A 16625-nucleotide genomic window follows, 5' to 3' on the forward strand; every position below is an offset into this window, starting at 1 on the left:
ACAGTGGTAGATGCAAGGCGGAGCCCACCTCGATGAGCGCAGTTGCCTGTTGGCAATGAGCATCATCGAGGTGGGCTCCAACGCAGCAGATGCCGGTGTCAGTGCGACCGTTGTCGTATCAGTGACGGAAGTGGCGCATGCCGGTGAACACCATGGCAATGCCCGCTTCGTCGGCCGCGGCAATCACTTCGTTGTCACGCATCGAGCCGCCGGGCTGGATCACTGCGGTGATGCCGACCTTGGCGGCGTTGTCCAGGCCGTCGCGGAACGGGAAGAACGCGTCGGAGGCCATGACCGAACCGGCGACTTGCAAGCCGGCGTGCTCGGCCTTGATGGCGGCGATTCGCGCGGAGTTCACGCGGCTCATCTGGCCGGCGCCGACACCGATGGTCTGGCGGTTCTTGGCGTAGACGATGGCGTTGGACTTGACGTACTTGGCGACTTTCCAGGCGAAGATCAGGTCGTTGATCTCTTGCTCGGTCGGGGCGCGCTTGGTCACGACTTTCAGGTCATCGGCACTGATCATGCCGATGTCGCGGCTCTGCACCAGCAGGCCGCCGTTGACGCGCTTGTAATCCCAGGCCGCAGCGCGCTCAGCCGACCACTGGCCGCAGGCCAGCAGGCGCACGTTGGCCTTGGCAGCGACGATGGCGCGGGCTTCTTCACTCACGGATGGGGCAATGATCACTTCGACGAACTGACGCTCGACGATGGCCTTGGCGGTGGCTGCATCCAGCTCGCGGTTGAAGGCGATGATGCCGCCGAAGGCCGATTCGGTGTCGGTGGCGTAGGCCAGTTCGTACGCCTGGCGGATACCGCCTTCAGCGTCCGGGCTGACCGCCACGCCGCACGGGTTGGCGTGCTTGACGATGACGCAGGCCGGCTTGACGAAGCTCTTCACGCATTCCAGCGCGGCGTCGGTGTCGGCCACGTTGTTGTAGGACAGTTCTTTGCCTTGCAGTTGGGTCGCGGTGGCGATGCCGACTTCAGCAGGCTTGGCCTCAACGTAGAACGCCGCGCTCTGGTGCGGGTTCTCGCCGTAGCGCATTTCCTGGGCCTTGATGAACTGGCTGTTGAAGGTGCGCGGGAATTCGCTGCGGCCGGATGTCGAGAGGGTTTCGGCGGCCTGGTTCACGGTGCCCATGTAGTTGGCGATCATGCCGTCGTACGCAGCGGTGTGTTCGAAGGCCTTGAGCATCAGGTCGAAGCGCTGGGCGTAAGTCAGGCCACCGGCCTTGAGGCTTTCCAGGACGCCGGCGTAGTCGCTGGCATTGACCACGATGGCTACGTCCTTATGGTTCTTGGCCGCCGAGCGGACCATGGTCGGGCCGCCGATGTCGATGTTCTCGATGGCGGTCGGCAGGTCGCAGCCTGGCTTGTTGATGGTGGCTTCGAACGGGTAGAGGTTGACCGCGACCAGGTCGATCGGCTTGATCCCGTGCTCGTTCATGATGGCGTCGTCAATGCCGCGACGGCCGAGGATACCGCCGTGGATTTTCGGGTGCAGGGTCTTCACCCGGCCATCCATCATTTCCGCGAAACCGGTGTAATCCGCGACTTCCACTGCGGACACGCCGTTGTCCTGCAGCAGTTTGAAGGTCCCGCCGGTGGAGAGGATCTCCACACCAAGGGCTTCCAGCTCCTTGGCGAATTCGAGGATCCCGGTCTTGTCGGAAACACTGATCAAGGCGCGGCGGATCGGCAGGCGGGTAGTCTGGTCGGTCATCTCAATTTCCATCAAAAGCAAAGGAGTCAGCAAAAAAGGCGACCGTTTTTTACGCGGGCGCCTTTCTGGTTTGATTGAATGCTTACAGCAAATCGTACTGCTTGAGTTTCTTGCGCAGGGTACCGCGGTTCAGACCCAGGAGTTCGCTGGCCTTGGTCTGGTTGCCCTTGACGTAGTTCATCACGCTTTCGAGCAACGGAGCCTCGACTTCGGAGAGCACCAGGTTGTACACGTCCGTGACGGCAGCGCCCTCAAGGTGGGCGAAATAATTGTGCAGCGCCTTCTCGACACTCCCGCGAAGGGTCTGGCCTTCTTCGCTGGGTGTATTGAGGTGCTGTTTCAAATTCACGTTGTCGCTCACGGGTGTTGTTCCACTCACTAAAGTCTCGGTCATCATCGTCATGCGGCCACCCCCTCTCCGTCCCCTGTTTCCAGGCTCTTGTAACGTCCGGCAAAGAACTCACGAACGTTGGCGCATTGTGCTTCCGTATCTTCCAAACGATTGAAGTGGGCGCGAAACTCCCTGGCGCCCGGCAGGGTTGCGAGATACCAGCCCACATGCTTGCGCGCAATGCGTACGCCCATGACATCTCCATAGAAGGCATGCAGCGCGGCCAGGTGCTCTAGCAGAATACGTTCCACCTCGAACAGCTCCGGTGCCGGGAGGGTTTCACCGGTACTGAGGAAGTGTTCGATCTCACGAAAAATCCATGGCCGCCCCTGGGCGGCCCGGCCGATCAACAGCCCGTCGGCGCCGGTGGCGTGCAACACCCGCCGGGCCTTTTCCGGCGAGTCGATATCGCCATTGGCAAAGACCGGGATCGACACCGCCTGCTTGATCGCGGCAATGGTGTCGTACTCGGCTTCACCGGTGTACAGGTCGGCCCGGGTCCGACCATGGACCGCCAGTGCCGTGATGCCGGCCTGCTCGGCGATCTTCGCCACCGTCAGGCCGTTCTTGTTCTCCCGGTCCCAGCCGGTGCGGATCTTCAGGGTGACCGGTACATCCACAGCGGCCACTACTGCCTGGAGAATCTCGTTGACCAGGGCTTCGTCCTTCAGCAACGCGGAGCCGGCGGCCTTATTGCAGACCTTCTTGGCCGGGCAACCCATGTTGATATCAATAATCTGTGCGCCCAACTCGACGTTGGCGCGGGCGGCGTCTGCCAGCATCTGTGCATCACCCCCGGCAATCTGCACCGAGCGGGGCTCGGGATCGCCTTCGTGGATCATGCGCAACCGCGATTTGCGGCTGTTCCACAAGCTCATGTCGCTGGTGACCATTTCCGAGACTACAAGGCCCGCGCCCAATTGCTTGCAAAGCTGACGAAAGGGCTGGTCTGTAACCCCCGCCATCGGGGCGAGAATCAAACCGTTGTGCACTGTATATGGGCCGATGCGTACCGCCGACATAGGACTTCCCTGTTGTGGGGCCGGATCATGAGAGTTCGAAAAAGGGTTGGCATGATACCCGCTCTCGATGACCGGATAAAGGCTGAATTGGATAAAATCTGAACAGTTCTTCTGTAACGTCCTGGGAGCAATCCAGGCGAAACAGTCATAAAACTGTCGTTAATCCAGAGTCGTCCGTGAACTTGTGCAGCCGATTCACTCAGGCGAGTGGAAACTCAGACTGTAGTTCACCGCTTTCGGGCCGGGGTCAAGAATATCCAGGGCGATGTGAATCGGGGTCTGCGGCGGCATTTCCGCCGCATCCTGCAAGTCACCGTCCAGGTATTCCCCGGGCTTGAAGCTGCGGCTGGCGATCAGGTGGCCGTTGAGGTCGGCGAAGCGCAGCTCAAGCAGCGGGAAGGGTTGGGAGAAGGGCGCGCGGTTATAGATGATGGCGTCCACCACCAGGGCGCCGCTGAATTCCGGATGGCTGCGTACCACCAGGTTGCTGCTCTTGATCCGGGCGATGTCGACCCGGGAAGGTACCGTGCAGCCGAATTCCGGGCACAGTTGCTGGAACCAGGGGCGGTACTGGTCCTGGCGGGCCAGCTCATCAAAGTGATAGGCGACGTATTGTCCCACCAGGCCGCCGGCGGCCAGCAGGATCAGCAGCAGCCAGAGCAGGCGCTTGCCCCAGGGCGAGCGGCGCTTCTGCCAGTCGAGGTGGAGCGGGTCGTCCACCAGGTCCAGCAGCACCTCTTCCTTGACCCCGGGCTCGTTGCGCTCGCGGCGCTTCTTGCCGGAGACGGCGGGCTCGTCGTCCTGGTCTTCCGGGTTGGCAGGCGAGTGAGGTTCCAGGTCATCGTCCAGGCGCAACCTGGGCGCCTGGGGTTCGTCGTCCAGGTCCGCGAGGTTGAACGACAGCGACGGTTCGGTGCGGCTGGGCTTGGGTGGTTCGGCGCTGGGTTCGGCGTCGTCCGGTTGCACCTTGGGGGGCGAAGGCTCGCTGTCGTCCCGTTCGGCGGCGCTGCCGAACAGTCCGTCCGGCCAGTGTGCCTCGTCGGCGTCCTGGGTGTCGCGCCGGGCGCTGAGGCTGCCTTCCTTGTGCTCGCGTTCCAGGCCAAAGGCCTTGGCTGGCTGGATTTCGCGCTGTTCGAGCTTGGCCAGTTCCTCATCGAGGTCCAGGTGATCCAGGTCCATCTCGGCGGCCGACCATTGCTTCTGGCTGATGGCGCGCTGAGGAGCGGCAGGGGCCGCGGGGGGTGGCAGATCCGACTCGGGTGCCGCCGGTGCCGGCGCCACGGTCGCTGCGGGAGCAGCCGGTGGCGCTACGGGTTTGGCAGCGGCTTTCGAGGTGGCAGCTTCCTTGGCCGCGCGCTGCTCGAGCAACTGCCGTGCGGCGTTGAACACCTGCAGGCAGGAGCCACAGCGAACCACTCCACGGGCCACGCTCAACTGGGCGTGGCTGACGCGGAAGCGGGTTTGGCAATGCGGGCACTGGGTGACGAAACTGTCGGTCATGCGGCCATCCGGATTATGCAGGCGGCCATTCTAGCGCCGACGGCCGGTGATGCGCACCCAGCCATCAAGGGTGGCGATCGGGTCCAGATCGAAGTCCTGGGCATAAGCCGCGGCGACTTCCTCGCCCTGTTCGGCAAGGATGCCGGAAAGCGCCAGGCGCCCGCCGGACTTGACCAGCCCCGAAAGCTGCGGCGCCAGGGCCACCAGTGGCCCGGCCAGGATGTTGGCCACCAGTACATCGGCCTGCACCTGGGGCAGTTGCTCGGGCAGGTAGAGCGGGAACAGCTCGTCGGCAATGCCGTTGCGCCCGGCGTTGTCACGGGAGGCTTCCAGGGCTTGCACGTCGATATCGGTGCCCACCGCCTGTTTGGCGCCCAGCAACAGGGCGGCAATGGCCAGGATCCCCGAGCCGCAGCCGAAGTCCAGCACGTTGCAGTCCTTCAGGTCCTGGCCGTCCAGCCATTCCAGGCACAGGGCGGTGGTCGGGTGGGTGCCGGTGCCGAAGGCCAGCCCCGGGTCCAGCAGCAGGTTCACGGCCTCGGGCTCCGGCGCGGCGTGCCAGCTGGGAACGATCCACAGGCGCTGGCCGAAACGCATGGGCTGGAAGTTGTCCATCCAGCTGCGCTCCCAATCCTGGTCTTCGATGACTTCGCTGTGATGCTCGGGCAGCGGGCCGCCGGTCAGCAGTTCCATGTGGGCGAGTACGCTGGCGGCTTCGGTGCCGCCCTCGAACAGGGCCAGCAGATGGGTGTGGGACCAGAGCGGGGTGGTGTTCAGTTCAGGTTCGAAGATCGGCTGATCCTCGGCGTCCATGAAGGTGACCGAGACGGCACCGACTTCAAGAAAAGCGTCTTCGTAGGTTTCGGCTTGTTCTGGGCTGATGGCGAGACGGACTTGCAGCCAAGGCATGGCGGGCACCTTTGAAAATATGTGATGTGCAGCCTAGTGGGCCGCGAGAAGCGCGCAAGTTTACGCGAGACGCCCCTTGGGAGCGAGGGGGATGCCTTGTGCTTGGTCGCAAGGACGGTTGATCAGGGAATGGCCGCTGCGCGGTTCGCGAGCAGGCTCGCTCCTGCAGGGCGGCGGATACGACAAGGCCGCTCGAAAGCGGCCTTGTCGGTGTGGCGGGTGCCGATCAGTGTTGCTCGGCCAGCTTGTGCTCGAGGTAGTGAATGTTCACGCCCCCTTTGCAGAAGCCTTCGTCACGGGTCAGGTCGCGGTGCAGCGGGATGTTGGTCTTGATCCCGTCGACGACGATTTCGTCCAGCGCATTGCGCATGCGCGCCATGGCTTCGTCACGGGTGGCCCCGTAGGTGATCAGCTTGCCGATCAACGAATCGTAGTTCGGTGGAACCGCGTAACCGCTGTACAGGTGCGAGTCGACGCGCACGCCGTTGCCGCCCGGGGCATGGAAATGCTTGACCGTGCCTGGGCTTGGCATGAAGGTTTTCGGGTCTTCGGCGTTGATCCGGCATTCCAGCGCGTGGCCGCGGATCACGACGTCGTCCTGGGTGAACGACAGCTTGTTGCCGGCGGCAATGCTGAGCATTTCCTTGACGATGTCGATACCGGTCACCATTTCCGATACCGGGTGCTCTACCTGCACGCGAGTGTTCATCTCGATGAAGTAGAAGCGGCCGTTCTCGTAGAGGAACTCGAACGTGCCGGCGCCACGGTAGCCGATGTCGATGCACGCCTTGACGCAGCGAGCGAAGACTTCCTGGCGGGCGGTCTCGTCGATGCCCGGTGCCGGCGCTTCTTCGAGGACCTTCTGGTGCCGACGCTGCAGCGAGCAGTCGCGGTCGCCCAGGTGGATGGCATTGCCCTGGCCGTCGGACAGCACCTGGACTTCCACGTGACGTGGGTTGGTCAGGAACTTCTCGAGGTAGACCATCGGGTTGCCGAACGCCGCGCCGGCTTCGGAGCGGGTCAGCTTCGCCGAGGCGATCAGGTCTTCTTCCTTGTGCACCACGCGCATGCCGCGACCACCACCGCCACCGGCGGCCTTGATGATCACCGGGTAGCCGACTTCACGGCCGATGCGCAGGGCGGTTTCCTCGTCTTCCGGCAGCGGGCCGTCGGAACCTGGAACCGTCGGTACGCCGGCAGCGATCATGGCGTGCTTGGCGGAAACCTTGTCGCCCATCAGGCGGATGGTCTCGGCTTTCGGGCCGATGAAGGCGAAGCCGGAGTTTTCCACCTGTTCGGCGAAGTCGGCGTTTTCCGCGAGGAAGCCGTAGCCAGGGTGGATCGCCGTGGCGCCAGTGACTTCAGCGGCCGCGATGATGGCCGGGATGTGCAGGTAGGACTGCGCGGCTTGCGCAGGGCCGATGCATACCGATTCGTCTGCCAGGCCCAGGTGCATCAGCTCCTTGTCGGCCTTGGAGTAGACGGCTACGGTCTTGATCCCCATTTCCTTGCAGGCACGCAGGATCCGCAGGGCGATTTCGCCGCGGTTGGCGATCAGGACTTTTTCCAACTTCGCAGGCTTCAACATCAAAGACTCTCCGCGGTTCAAACGATGGTGAACAGCGGTTGGTCGTACTCAACCGGCTGGCCGTCTTCGACAAGAATGGACTCGATCACACCGCTGGTTTCAGCTTCGATGTGGTTCATCATCTTCATCGCTTCGACGATGCACAGGGTGTCGCCCTTCTTCACGCTCTGGCCGACTTCAACGAAGGCTGGCGAGGTAGGCGAAGACTTGCGGTAGAAAGTACCGACCATTGGCGAACGGGCCACGGTGCCGTTCAGCGCGGGTGCGGCCGGTGCTGCAGGAGCGGCGGCAGCAGCAGGAGCGGCAGCGGCAGGCGCAGCCACTGGAGCGGCAACCGGAGCCGGTGCGTAGTACTGCTGGGCTGGAGTCTTGCTGTGGCGGCTGATGCGTACGGACTCTTCGCCTTCCTTGATCTCCAGCTCGTCGATGCCGGACTCTTCCAGCAGTTCGATCAGTTTCTTAACTTTACGGATATCCATGAATCATCAACTCCCAAGGGTCGGTCAGGGGCGTTTATCGCTTGTCGTTCAAGCGTTTGCCTGACGTTCAAGCTGTTCTAGGGCGGCCTCCAGGGCCAGTCGGTAACCGCTGGCGCCAAGGCCGCAGATCACTCCCACCGCAACATCGGAGAAGTAGGAGTGATGACGGAAAGGTTCGCGTTTGTGCACGTTGGACAAATGCACTTCGATGAATGGGATGCTCACCGCCAGCAGCGCGTCACGTAATGCGACGCTTGTATGCGTAAAAGCTGCTGGATTGATCAAAATGAAATCCACGCCTTCATCGCGGGCGGCATGGATGCGCTCGATCAATTCGTACTCGGCATTGCTCTGCAGGTACTGCAGATGGTGCCCGGCATCACGGGCCCGTTGCTCCAGGTCCTGGTTGATCTGGGCCAGGGTGGTTGCACCGTAGACCCCCGGTTCACGGGTGCCGAGCAGGTTCAGGTTGGGTCCGTGAAGAACCAGTAGGGTGGCCATCGGTTGTTCCTTGTTATCGGGGGCTGTTGTCAGAACCCGGCGACTATGCCGGAAAGACTTTATGACTGTCCAGTTCTCTGCAATAGCCAGCACGATGACCGATGTTTGCGCAAAATATGTGACCGACAGATTAAATCCGGTCATTTGCCCTCAAGAAGGGGGGCGTGCTTCTTGTTGTCCGTTTCGTCGCTGATGGCGGTGGGTTGTGGTTTGCGCGCCCGTTTCAGAGCCTAGACGCGGAACGCTTGGACTGCCGTATGCAATTGCCCGCCCAGGTCCAGCAGGTTTTCGCCCTGGGCCCGGCCTTCGCCGATGCGCAGCAGGTTGTCGCCGCCCAACTGGTGGATGCGTTCGCTGTGATCGCGGATTTCGCTCACCGCGCCGCTCTGTTGGGCAGTGACATCGGCGATCCGCACGGCGGTATCGGCGATGGTCTGGATCGCCCCGACGATTTCGTCCAGGGCGCCATCGGCGGCCTGGGCCTGGCCGGCGGTGGCCTCGGCGTGTTCGACCTGGGCGCGCATGCCTTGTACCGATTGCTGGGCGGCGGCCTGCAGGCCGGCGATCAGGGCCTGGATCTCCGCGGTGGCCCCGGCGGTGCGCTGGGCCAGGGAGCGCACTTCTTCGGCGACCACGGCAAAACCGCGGCCCATTTCCCCGGCGCGGGCGGCTTCGATGGCGGCGTTGAGAGCCAGCAGGTTGGTCTGGTCGGCGATGGAGCGGATCACCGTCAGCACGCCGCCGATGGTGGCGGATTCTTGCGCCAGGTGTTCGATCATCTGCGCGTTGCCCTGGACTTCCCCGACAAGGGCGTGCAGCCCGGTGAGGCTCAGGCCTATGACTTTCTGCCCCTGCTGCACGGCGAGGCCAGCACTGCGGCTGGCGTCGGCGGCCTGGCTGGCGTCCCCGGCGACCTGCTGGATGGTGGCTTCCAGTTCGCCCAGGGCATCGCGGATCTGTGCGGTGTCGCCGGCCTGGCGCTCGGCGCCGCTGTGCAGGCCGCTGCTCAGGTCGGCCAGGGCACGGCTGCTGCCGGCCACTTGTTCGGCGTTCTGGCGGATGGTGCCCACCAGGTCCACCAGGTAGGCGCGCAGGCGGTTCAGGGATTCCTCGATGTCATGCAGCTCGCGGTTGGTCTTGCCCAGCTGGATCGGTCGGCTGAAGTCGCCTTCGGCCCAGGTCGACAGCGCCGGGGCGAGGTTGGTCAGAACCCGTGCCAGCTTGCGCTGCAAGGTGTCGATCACCAGGGCGATCAACAGGATCAGGCCGATCATCAGCCCCTGCATCAGCCGCACTTCGCCCTGGATCTGCCCGTGCTGGGCCCGTACCGCCGGTTCCAGCTCGGCGATGGCCTGGCGCACGGCATTGATCTTCAGCAGGGTTGCGGCGCTCAGGTCGGCGCGCTTCTGGATCTGCTCGCGGGTGCGCTGCAGTTCTGCCGGATAGCGGCTGAGCAGGCTGTTGAGTTCACGCTTGAAGCCTATGCCGGCATCTTCGGCGGCGGCTTTTTCGGTGTTTTCCAGGCCCATCATGGCGGCGAAATCATCGGTGCCCGATTCGCTGCTGGCGGCCACGCCCAATAAAGGCAGGGCTTCGAGCTGATCGGCCTGGGCGCGGATGCTGTTCACTTCCCGTTCCACATCGGCGGCCAGCTCGCTGCGGCCACTGCTCACCAGCTTGTCCCGGGCCAGGGAGAGCTTGCCCAGGTGCTGGGAGGCGGTGAGCAATAAAGGCAGGTAGTTCGCCGCTTCCGCGCTCTTGGCCCCGCTGGCGTACTGGCTGAGCTGCTCCAGGTTGGCGCCCAGCTCGCGTTCGGCCTGCAACAGCAGGGCCTGGGGATCGCCTGCCAGCTTGCCGGCGGCCAGCAGGTCGGTCTTGCTGAAGTCGTCGAGGCTGGCCAGGCTCGGGCGCAGGCTTTGCGCCAGCGGGGGCGGCAGTTCGCCCAGCTCGCCCTGCAGGGTTTCCAGGGCCTGGGCCGCACTGCTCAGGCGCAGGGCATCGCCGCTGGCCAGGTAGTCTTCGATATTGCGCGCCACCTGGTTCTGAAACTGCTGGGACAGCCCCAGGTAGCGCTCCATCAATAGATAGGGGCGTTCCAGGGCCCGTTGCGACCACCACAGCGTCGCCCCCAGGGCGAGGCAAACGGCAACGAGCAGCAGGGTATTGAGATTGGTCAGCAGCTTCAGGCGCATCGGGGCTCTACCAACGGCTTAAATGGTAAGCGCCTGAATTTATTGCGTTTGTATTACAAGGTTATGACCGAATCGGTGGATTCGGATGAAAAGATGGCACTTTGACTTGATCGCGCGGCCTGGACCCGATTGCGCCCGCCATGCTTGGCCCGGTACAGGGCTTCGTCGGCCTGGCTGGCCATCATCAGGCTGTCGGAATCCTCCTGCATTTCCACCACCCCGGCGCTGAAGGTGCACCACAGGTCCTGGGGCTGGGCCGGGTAGTGGATCTCGGCAAAGCGCTGGCGGATTTCGTCCAGAACCTTGCACGCGGCGTCCTGGTCGGTGTCGGGCATGACAATGGCGAATTCTTCGCCGCCGTAGCGGCCGATGAAGTCGGTCTTGCGCAGGCGCTGCTTGAGAAACAGCGCCAGGCTCTTGATCACCCGGTCGCCCATGGGGTGGCCGTGGCTGTCATTGACCCGCTTGAAGTGGTCGATGTCGAGCATGGCGAAGCTCAGCGGCTTGCCCTCGCGGCGGGCGCGGAAACTGCAGTCTTCCAGCAGTTGCAGGATATGGGTGTGGTTGTACAGGCCGGTGAGGCTGTCGCGGACCATTCGCGCCTTGAGGTTGCGCGCCCGGGCCGCGCGGTTGCGCACGGTGGTGATCAGGTGCCGGGGCTTGATCGGCTTGGTGAGAAAGTCGTCGCCGCCTTCGCTCATGGCGTCCAACTGCTTGTCTAGGTCGTCCTCGGCGGACAGGTAGATGATCGGCACGCTGACGTAGCGGTCGTTGTGGCGGATTACTTTGGCCAGCTCGGTGCCGGTGCAGGCCGGCATGTACATGTCGAGAATGATCAGGTCCGGCTGGAAGTCCGCCAGCTCGGCCATGGCCTGGATCGGTTCGATCAGGGTGCGGGTGACGATCCCGGCACTGTTGAGCAGGCGCTCGGTGTGCAGGGCCTGGGCCCGGGAGTCGTCGATGATCAGCACTTTATAAGGTTCGTACTGGGCGACGCAGGTCAGTACTTCGATTTTTTCCAGCAGGCTGGAGGCTTCCAGGGTGCCGGTGAGGAATTCCTGGCCGCCGGCGCGCACTGCGGCCAGGCGCGTCGGGGTGTCGGTTTCATGCAGGCTGAAGAACAGCAGCGGGAGTTTCTGCTCCAGGCCGACCTGGGCCTCGGCGGCCAGGGTCAGGCCCATGCCGGCACCGCAGAAATCCACATCGATGACGATGGCCGCCGGCAGGCGTTCGACCATGGACGAACGAAAGGCCGGAATGCTGTCCAGGGACTGGGCGCTGAGGCCGAAGAATTCCAACTGCTTGGCCAGGCGCTCGGCCCGGTCGTGGTCCTGCAGCATCACGTAGATCGGCTTGCGCAGGGGCGGCAGGAAGGTCTGTTCCAGTTGGTCGCCGTGGCGCAGCCCGGTGCGCGACAGGCGCTGCATCAGGCGGTTGAGGTCGGTGATCAGGTTGCTGCTGAGGCGGCCACGGTTGGCGTCCACCGCTTCCAGGGACTGGCTGATGCTGCGGGCCAGCTGGGTATGTTCGGGTTGTTCGAAACGTTCGGCGAAGCGCAGCAGGCGCAGGTTGGCCTCGCACAGCTCCGACATGTCGGTGGTCGACCATTCGCTGCGTTGCAGACGCTGCCATATCTCAAGAATCTGACGTGCCTGATGAATTACCCGCTGGGCAAAGTGGTGCTTGAGGCGCTCACGGCTGGGGTCTTCTGGCTCGGTCATATCCTGACTACTAGTTAGGGTGCATGCTGAGATCGACTGGTGGCTCTATGCTAGCACCACTTTTGTGTCCCATGAGTGTCGTACGTCAATAATGTGCAAAGCGACGTTATTCAGTTCCTGACCGACTGGTCGCGTAGGCTCCGGACTGTGCTTCATTTATAGTGGCCAGCTGATTCGCAATCATTGCGCGGCGCGCATTTGCCGGAAGATTTATCCCGTCAAGGCAAGGCACGATGGAGTAGGGTTGTGGTCGAACCGATGAACTCAAGTGATTGAAAGGACATAGCCATGCTGGATTGGAAGAATCGCGCAGGCAGCGCGCCAGATCGTGCTGCCGAACCCAAGTCGGCGACACGCAGCTATTTCGGTGGCCTGCTGTTCAGTCGTGCCCTGGCCACCTTGCTGGGCCTGTATCTGCTGGTCACCGGTGCCCTGGGCTGGTACTGGAGCCAGGAGCCGGCGCTGTTCCCGGTCCAGCAGAACGCCCAGATCGCCGCCGAGAAGGAAGGCCGACAGATGGTGGTGGGCTACACCACCGTGGAAACCCTGAAGACCGTGGTCGGCACCCTGCTGGACAAGCCGGGTGGCTACATTTCCAACGACCGTTTTCCACCGGGGCTGTGGATGGACAACATGCCGAGCTGGGAATACGGCGTGCTGGTCCAGGTCCGCGACCTGACCCGTGCCCTGCGCAAGGACTTCGCCCGTTCCCAGTCGCAGTCCGCCGAAGACGCCGACCTGGCCAAGGCCGAGCCGCGCTTCAACTTCGACAACAAGAGCTGGATCCTGCCGTCCAGCGAATCGGAATACCAGGAAGGCATCAACTCCCTGAGCCGCTACCAGGCGCGTCTGTCCGATCCGAACCAGAAGACCGCGCAGTTCTATGCCCGCGCCGACAACCTCAACAACTGGCTGGGTGACGTTGGCACGCGCCTGGGCTCGCTGTCCCAGCGCCTGTCGGCCAGCGTCGGCCGGGTCAAGCTCAATACTGCTCTGAAGACCGAAGTGCCGGCCCCGGGCCAGGGCCCGCAGGTTGATGAAGAAGTGGTGGAAACCCCGTGGATGCAGATCGACAACGTGTTCTACGAAGCCCGTGGCCAGGCCTGGGCGCTGTCGCATCTGCTGCGGGCCATCGAGGTGGACTTCGCCGATGTGCTGGCGAAGAAGAACGCCACCGTCAGCGTGCGCCAGATCATTCGCGAACTGGAAGCGTCCCAGGAGCCGGTCTGGAGCCCGATGATTCTCAATGGCAGCGGCTTCGGCGTGCTGGCCAACCACTCGCTGGTGATGGCCAACTATATTTCCCGGGCCAACGCGGCGGTCATCGACTTGCGTCAATTGCTCAATCAAGGCTGATCCATGGTCGCAACCGACAAAGAGGCGGCCCACCGCGCCGCCTCCGATGCAGAACAGATTGCCTGGGTCGATGGCGAAGACCAGTTGCTGGGCGCCATGGTCCGTTCCGAGTTGCGCGAGCGCGGCCTGATCGGGCGTGGCACCTACATCATGCTGTTCAACTCCGCCGGTGAGCTGTGCGTGCACCGGCGAACCCTGAGCAAGGCCATCTACCCGGGCTACTGGGACGTCGCCGCCGGCGGCATGGTCCTGGCCAGCGAGAGCTACGCCGAGTCGGCTGCCCGGGAACTGGAGGAGGAACTGGGGGTGAGCGGGGTGGAACTGGTCGCCCACGATCATTTCTTCTTCGAGGACACCGGCAATCGCCTCTGGTGCTCGGCGTTCTGTGCGGTGTGGGACGGCCCGCTGCGCCTGCAGCCGGAAGAAGTCCTCGAAGCGCACTTCCTGCCATTGGATCAGGTGCTGCGGGAAATCCACGAAAAGCCCTATTGCCCGGACTCGCTGGCTGCCTTGCAGCGCTATCTGGCACGGCGTCGCTAAAGTTGCATAAATTGGCGCTGATTGGCTCTTAGCAACCGGGCTTTTTGCCGTTACACTGCGCGACTTTTCAAGCTGAACCAGGCTGCCCTGGTTCAGTAGCGCTGCCCCTGCCTGAGTGGGGCTTCGCGGTCGATGGCACCGCCATGTGCTTCGACCAGTCTTTGTCCTCCCAAGAGGATTGCCGGTGGCCAAAAAAGCCGCATCCTTCGCCGCCCTTGGTGGCCTGGTATTTTCCACCGACGCAGGTCGACATTGCCCGGACTGTAGCCAGCCGGTAGCCGCCTGTATCTGCAAACAAACCGTGATCCCGGCCGGCGACGGCATTGCCCGCGTGCGCCGCGAAAGCAAGGGCCGTGGCGGCAAGACGGTGACTACCATCACCGGCGTGCCCCTGGCCGAAGATGCTCTCAAGGAGCTGGCCACGACGCTGAAGAAACGCTGTGGCACCGGTGGCGCCCTGAAAGACGGCGTCATCGAAATCCAGGGCGACCATGTCGAGCTACTCTTGGCGGAACTGGTCAAGCACGGTTTCAAGGCGAAGAAGTCCGGCGGCTAGCAGCCTCTGTGAAAACCACCTGTGACTGGACCCTGTCTTGATTCGCTCAGGACACCGGCGTCGTCTCCATGGTTTTCACAGAGCCTGTTCATGAACGGTTTCTAAACTCGGCACGGCGGGCGCGGTCTATTGCGCTTGCAGGCTAATCGTCATTTTCATTCTTTAGACTGCGCCAGCCCTGGAGTGGGGCGGCGCTCTATGACTTCTTTATAGGGGACTTCGATGTCCGTACGACGCACACGTAAAGACGATGGCAGCCAATGGACAGTTGCGGACAGCCGCAGTGTCTACGGGATTCGCCATTGGGGGGCCGGGTATTTCGCGATCAATGACGCCGGTCGCGTCGAAGTTCGTCCGAACGGCCCGAGCAGCTTGCCCATCGATCTGTTCGAACAGGTCGAAGAACTGCGCAAGAGCGGCTTGTCCCTGCCGTTGCTGGTGCGCTTCCCGGACATCCTCCAGGACCGCGTGCGCCAGCTGACCGGTGCCTTCGATGCCAACATCGGGCGCCTGGAATACCAGAGCAAGTACACCGCCCTGTACCCGATCAAGGTCAACCAGCAAGAAGCGGTGATCGAGAACATCATCGCCACCCAGAATGTTTCCATCGGCCTGGAAGCCGGCTCCAAGCCGGAGCTGCTGGCGGTACTGGCCCTGGCGCCCAAGGGCGGCACCATTGTCTGCAACGGCTACAAGGACCGCGAATTCATCCGCCTGGCGCTGATGGGCCAGAAGCTGGGCCACAACGTGTTCATCGTCATCGAGAAAGAGTCCGAAGTGGGCCTGGTGATCGAGGAAGCGGCGTCCCTCAAGGTCAAGCCACAAGTGGGCCTGCGGGTGCGCCTGTCGTCCCTGGCATCGAGCAAGTGGGCCGACACCGGTGGTGAAAAGTCCAAGTTCGGCCTGTCGGCGGCGCAGCTGCTGTCGGTGGTAGAGCGTTTCCGCGCCGCCGGCCTGGATCAGGGCATCCGCCTGCTGCACTTCCACATGGGCTCGCAGATCGCCAACCTGGCGGACTACCAGCACGGCTTCAAGGAAGCCATCCGCTACTACGGCGAATTGCGCAACCTCGGCCTGCCGGTGGACCACATCGACGTCGGCGGCGGCCTCGGCGTGGATTACGACGGTACCCACTCGCGCAACGCCAGCTCGATCAACTACGACATGGACGATTACGCCGGCGTGGTGGTGGGCATGCTCAAGGAATTCTGCGATGCGCAGAACCTGCCGCACCCGCACATCTTCTCCGAGAGCGGTCGTTCCCTGACTGCCCACCACGCCATGCTGGTGGTGCAGGTCACCGACGTCGAGAAACACAACGACGACGTGCCGAAGATCGAAAACAAGGAAGAGCTGCCGGAAACCGTGCAATGGCTGGTGGACCTGCTGGGCCCGACTGACATTGAAATGGTCACCGAAACCTACTGGCGCGCCACTCACTACATGAGCGACGTGGCGGCCCAGTATGCCGACGGCAAGCTGACCCTGGCCGAGAAAGCCCTGGCCGAGCAGTGCTACTTCGCCGTATGCCGGCGCCTGCACAACTCGCTCAAGGCGCGCCAGCGTTCCCACCGCCAGGTGCTGGACGAGCTCAACGACAAGCTGGCCGACAAGTACATCTGCAACTTCTCGGTATTCCAGAGCCTGCCGGACACCTGGGCCATCGGCCAGGTCCTGCCGATCCTGCCGCTGCACCGCCTCGACGAAGAGCCGCTGCGCCGCGCGGTGCTGCAGGACCTGACCTGCGACTCCGACGGCAAGATCAAGCAGTACGTCGACGAGCAGAGCATCGAGACCAGCCTGCCGGTACACGGCCTCAACGAGGGTGAGGACTACCTGCTGGGGATCTTCCTGGTGGGCGCCTACCAGGAAATCCTTGGTGACATGCACAACCTGTTCGGCGACACCGACTCGGTGAACATCTACCAGCGGGCCAATGGCAGCGTGTACCACGCCGGGATCGAGACCCACGACACCATCGAAGACATGCTGCGCTACGTGCACCTGTCGCCGGAGGAGTTGATGACCCACTACCGCGACAAGGTGGCCAGCGCCAAGATCAGCGCCGCCGAGCGTACCCAGTTCCTTGACGCATTGCGCCTGGGCCTGACCCGTTCGTCCTACCTGTCTTCCTGACAGCCCCG

Annotated in this window: 14 protein-coding genes; 4 read left to right on the forward strand and 10 right to left on the reverse strand. The window is 63.1% G+C overall.

Annotated features, from left to right (window positions below; all coding sequences use genetic code 11):
* Positions 1–118: 118 nt before the first annotated feature.
* The 10 genes from purH to gcbA all read right to left on the reverse strand — a co-directional run bounded on the left by purH (position 119) and on the right by gcbA (position 12029).
* Positions 119–1726: a bifunctional phosphoribosylaminoimidazolecarboxamide formyltransferase/IMP cyclohydrolase gene (purH, locus tag KI242_RS03420; protein WP_011059036.1), complete on the reverse strand. Its 1608-nt coding sequence runs from the start codon at positions 1724–1726 to the stop codon at positions 119–121.
* A gap of 82 nt (positions 1727–1808) precedes the next feature.
* Positions 1809–2129, reverse strand: a complete 321-nt coding sequence (gene fis, locus KI242_RS03425) for a DNA-binding transcriptional regulator Fis (RefSeq protein ID WP_003186237.1) — start codon at positions 2127–2129, stop codon at positions 1809–1811.
* A complete protein-coding gene (gene dusB / locus KI242_RS03430) occupies positions 2126–3139 on the reverse strand; it encodes a tRNA dihydrouridine synthase DusB (protein ID WP_011059037.1) in 1014 nt (337 codons plus the stop codon). The genes fis and dusB overlap by 4 nt, the downstream gene beginning before the upstream one ends.
* 195 nt (positions 3140–3334) lie before the next feature.
* Positions 3335–4639 carry a DUF3426 domain-containing protein gene (locus KI242_RS03435; RefSeq protein ID WP_212805902.1) on the reverse strand — a complete coding sequence of 435 codons (1305 nt, stop codon included), beginning with the start codon at positions 4637–4639 and terminating at the stop codon, positions 3335–3337.
* Positions 4640–4669: 30 nt separating this feature from the next.
* Entirely contained in the window at positions 4670–5548 is an 879-nt protein-coding gene (prmA, locus tag KI242_RS03440) for a 50S ribosomal protein L11 methyltransferase (protein WP_011059039.1), read from the reverse strand.
* Between the two features lie 226 nt (positions 5549–5774).
* Positions 5775–7136, reverse strand: coding sequence for an acetyl-CoA carboxylase biotin carboxylase subunit (gene accC / locus KI242_RS03445; protein ID WP_015633996.1), 1362 nt, complete (start codon positions 7134–7136; stop codon positions 5775–5777).
* A gap of 17 nt (positions 7137–7153) precedes the next feature.
* Positions 7154–7615, reverse strand: coding sequence for an acetyl-CoA carboxylase biotin carboxyl carrier protein (gene accB / locus KI242_RS03450; RefSeq protein ID WP_015633997.1), 462 nt, complete (start codon positions 7613–7615; stop codon positions 7154–7156).
* 48 nt (positions 7616–7663) lie between these two features.
* Positions 7664–8116, reverse strand: a complete 453-nt coding sequence (gene aroQ, locus KI242_RS03455; protein ID WP_011059042.1) for a type II 3-dehydroquinate dehydratase — start codon at positions 8114–8116, stop codon at positions 7664–7666.
* Positions 8117–8346: 230 nt separating this feature from the next.
* Positions 8347–10308 (reverse strand): methyl-accepting chemotaxis protein, encoded by a 1962-nt coding sequence (locus KI242_RS03460; protein WP_212805903.1) that lies wholly within the window; start codon positions 10306–10308, stop codon positions 8347–8349.
* A gap of 53 nt (positions 10309–10361) precedes the next feature.
* Complete coding sequence (gcbA, locus tag KI242_RS03465; protein WP_015634000.1) at positions 10362–12029, reverse strand: diguanylate cyclase GcbA; 1668 nt, start codon at positions 12027–12029, stop codon at positions 10362–10364.
* Between the two features lie 288 nt (positions 12030–12317).
* Here gcbA and KI242_RS03470 point away from each other — a divergent pair, with 288 nt between their 5' ends.
* The 4 genes from KI242_RS03470 to speA all read left to right on the forward strand — a co-directional run bounded on the left by KI242_RS03470 (position 12318) and on the right by speA (position 16617).
* On the forward strand, positions 12318–13385 hold the full coding sequence (locus KI242_RS03470; protein WP_011059045.1) for a DUF2333 family protein: 1068 nt from the start codon (positions 12318–12320) through the stop codon (positions 13383–13385).
* Positions 13386–13388: 3 nt separating this feature from the next.
* Complete coding sequence (locus tag KI242_RS03475; RefSeq protein ID WP_174395743.1) at positions 13389–13925, forward strand: NUDIX hydrolase; 537 nt, start codon at positions 13389–13391, stop codon at positions 13923–13925.
* A gap of 184 nt (positions 13926–14109) precedes the next feature.
* Positions 14110–14481 carry a translation initiation factor Sui1 gene (locus tag KI242_RS03480; RefSeq protein WP_015634001.1) on the forward strand — a complete coding sequence of 124 codons (372 nt, stop codon included), beginning with the start codon at positions 14110–14112 and terminating at the stop codon, positions 14479–14481.
* Between the two features lie 222 nt (positions 14482–14703).
* Positions 14704–16617, forward strand: a complete 1914-nt coding sequence (speA, locus tag KI242_RS03485) for an arginine decarboxylase (RefSeq protein WP_053148866.1) — start codon at positions 14704–14706, stop codon at positions 16615–16617.
* The last annotated feature ends 8 nt before the right edge of the window (positions 16618–16625 follow it).

It is taken from the genome of Pseudomonas sp. Eqa60, from assembly GCF_018326405.1.
Lineage (GTDB): Bacteria > Pseudomonadota > Gammaproteobacteria > Pseudomonadales > Pseudomonadaceae > Aquipseudomonas > Aquipseudomonas protegens.